This is a genomic window from Mycobacterium sp., from assembly GCF_036488105.1.
Classification (GTDB): Bacteria; Actinomycetota; Actinomycetes; order Mycobacteriales; family Mycobacteriaceae; genus Mycobacterium.
In genome coordinates this window covers 1-2,741 of sequence record NZ_DASXHW010000345.1, presented here as the reverse complement: position 1 = coordinate 2,741, position 2,741 = coordinate 1, and the positions used below count along the sequence as shown (strand labels likewise).

Below are 2,741 nucleotides of genomic sequence, written 5' to 3'. Positions count from 1 at the left end.
TAGACCAGTTCGACAAGATCGAAAAGTGCCATAAGCCCGAGTTTTCTTTCCCGGTTGACTCGCCGTGTCACTGCATGCTGTACACGATCAAACCCCAGGTGACACCCTGGGCAATATGCTCTAAGTCGATCAAGGTCCCGTACTGTCGGGTCGTGGTCGATGTGCGCGGCCGACAAGAATACGGGGCTTTGCCACCTTTGGCCCCGCCACCGTGGCTGACCGTGCCGATTTCGGCAGCGCCCGTCGACTGCCTCTAGGTGCTCGTCGGGGCGTTCGCACTCGCCGTGGCATTGGCAGCGATGCCCGGCGCGTTCCCGCACAACCCACGATATTTGGGCCCAGTCGTCGGGGTAGGCGTTCCACTGCTCACTGGAAAGTGGCACAGCTTTTCCCTCTCGGTCGGCGTTCCGAGTTTCGTACCCACCGATCGTGACACACACCACCGACTATCGACGACTCGCCGATCATGGTCGCATTGGTGAGACAATGGGGTTATGCCCCAAAGCCGCTGTTCTCCGTCCCGCGCGATGCACGGAACGTGCACCTGTCGACGGCATATTGCGGCAGCCCGTACCCGGGTAGCCATCCTTGAAGCGGCGATCGAAACCGCCCCCAGCGAGGCTGAGGCCCGTTCGCTGGCCGACGAACTGCACGAGCTGATGGACGCCCTAGGGGACGTCTAGCGTCCGGTTTGACCGGACGGGCAGCTTCTCCCGTATCCCCGTCATGGTGCGCTCGAAGTAGCCGCACAGTGTACGGCTTTCGCCGCCGAACAGTTCGGGCCGTTGGACGGCGATGGCGAGCAGGCAGTTCAGCATTTCCCGCTCATCGCGGGTGAGTTCGATCGTGCAGCTGGTTTCGTGCGGGTGCGTTCGGGCTCGTGCGGACATGGTGCCTCCCGACAAGGCATGTGATTTTGGGGTGGTGCCCCCGAACGTAGTGGGCTGTCCGCCCGCGAGAACAGGTTCCGCTACCCCACACGGACTAGTCGGATCTGTGAACGGCGAACACATTCACGGTTGTGAACCGGGGGACGGTCATGTCTGAGCACGAGTGCGAACACCACAAGCATCACCACCGGCACCGCGCCGCTATCGCCTCACTCGCGTTGGCCGTGCTAATCCTCCTGGCTTTGGTGTGCTGCCAGCCCCCCGCACCGTGCACCGTGGCCCTCCCGCTGCCGGTGCCCGTCGAGCACCACCACCCGAAGCCGCCCCCGTTTGTTGCCCCACCGCCCGTGGTGCCGCCCGTAGTGACCCCGCCGCGTGTTGTTGTCGCCCCGCCGGTTGTTCACCGCCGCGTCGTGCATCGCGTAGTACGGCGAGTCGTGCGACATGTGCGACACCACCACCGACACCACTGCTGAGGGAGCGCCCGTGCGCAAGGTTCTAGCGTTCGTCGCTGCCGTCACGGCGGCTTTCCTGCTCGCCGCATGCGGACCCACCACCCCGTCCGGGACGCAGATGGCCCCGGCCTCACACTCCCCATGTGTTGACGCCGACGGAGCGTCGGGCGACCCGGACGGCGACTGCCACTAGCACTGGAGACACCGTGAACGCGTGGTCGATTTGGTGGTTGGCCTGGTTCTTGGGCTCCGTGACTGCATTTGCGATCCCTGAGTCGTATGCACTGATCACGCGCAACGGACAAAGTCTTAGCCAGAAGGTCTGGGATCTTGAAGACCTCAGTCAGGGCCAGTCGTTCTTCGCTTGGGATTTTGCTCATTACGCGGTCGGAAGTGGTTTGGCGATCTTGCTGACGTGGCTGCTGGGGCACCTACTTTTTGGGCTCTGGCGATGAGCTGGTCGCACCTGTACTGGCTGAGCTGGCTGACAGTCGGGTTCGCGGTCCCCGAGATGGTTGCCGTCTTCACCGGGCACCCAGAGCGAAAGCTCAGCGCCGCGGTCTGGGCACTCGAGGATGCCGTTCCGTACCCGCTCGCATGGCGAACCGTAGCCGTGATCACCCTTGCGGTCGTCTGCTGGCACCTGTTCTTTGGCCCCCGTCACTAGCTCTGACCTGCAAAGGAGCGTCGTGTCCGGCCCAACCGCTGATCCGAACTTCTCTTGGCCTGTCGGGCGTGCCGAGTTCGAGGCCGCCATCAATTCCCTCTGGACCTACGTACGGGCCCAGAAGGTAGCGATCACCAAAATTAGGAGTCAGATCTTGAGCACCCAGGCCGATGTTGACGCCCTGACCGCCGCCCTGACCGCCGAAGACGCCGAGCTCGGCACCGCTGTGAGTGGCCTCCAGGCCAGCGTTACCGCGATTGCCGCGGAGATCGCCGCACTTCAGGTTGCACAGCCCGCGCTGGACCTGTCCGGGCTGGCTGCCGAGGTGGCGAACGGCCAGGCGCAGGCTGACGCTGTGGCCGCCGCTGTGGCTTCTGCCGCCGCGCTCGTCCCGGCCCCGGTCGACGCCCCGCCCGCCGTCTGATCTAAGCACCAACGCAGAGCCCCGACCGTCCTACTCCGGCGGTCGGGGCTCTGTTACGTCGTCTCCCCACTGCGGAGGAACCTCATGGCCAGCCCGATGCCCGCCCACCAGGCCGTCCCAGGTTCCAACCGCGTTGCACCCTTCGGAACGTTTCGTCTCCGTGACGCTGAGCCCACGGCCTCCGTTGAGGCGACGCTTGTGCTGCGTCGCGCGGGTCTCGGCATCACCATGCGGGGCGAGTTGGCGATCCCGGCCGACCCGGATGACATTGCCGCCATCGAAACTTTCGCCTCTGCGCACGGTCT

Annotated in this window: 5 protein-coding genes; 3 read left to right on the top strand and 2 right to left on the bottom strand. The window is 64.6% G+C overall.

Annotated elements, in window-relative coordinates; all coding sequences use genetic code 11:
* Positions 1 to 668: 668 nt before the first annotated feature.
* Positions 669 to 890, bottom strand: coding sequence for a hypothetical protein (locus VGH54_RS18555; protein WP_331513544.1), 222 nt, complete (start codon positions 888 to 890; stop codon positions 669 to 671).
* A 227-nt stretch (positions 891 to 1,117) separates the two neighbouring features.
* Positions 1,118 to 1,411, bottom strand: coding sequence for a hypothetical protein (locus VGH54_RS18550; RefSeq protein ID WP_331513543.1), 294 nt, complete (start codon positions 1,409 to 1,411; stop codon positions 1,118 to 1,120).
* Between the two features lie 385 nt (positions 1,412 to 1,796).
* On the opposite strand from VGH54_RS18550, the gene VGH54_RS18545 reads away from it, so the two are divergent.
* From VGH54_RS18545 to VGH54_RS18535, 3 genes are all read left to right on the top strand, one after another.
* A complete protein-coding gene (locus VGH54_RS18545) occupies positions 1,797 to 2,012 on the top strand; it encodes a hypothetical protein (protein WP_331513542.1) in 216 nt (71 codons plus the stop codon).
* A 22-nt stretch (positions 2,013 to 2,034) separates the two neighbouring features.
* Positions 2,035 to 2,436, top strand: coding sequence for a hypothetical protein (locus VGH54_RS18540; RefSeq protein ID WP_331513541.1), 402 nt, complete (start codon positions 2,035 to 2,037; stop codon positions 2,434 to 2,436).
* 84 nt (positions 2,437 to 2,520) lie between these two features.
* On the top strand, positions 2,521 to 2,741 hold a 221-nt coding region (locus VGH54_RS18535; RefSeq protein ID WP_331513540.1), incomplete at its 3' end, for a hypothetical protein.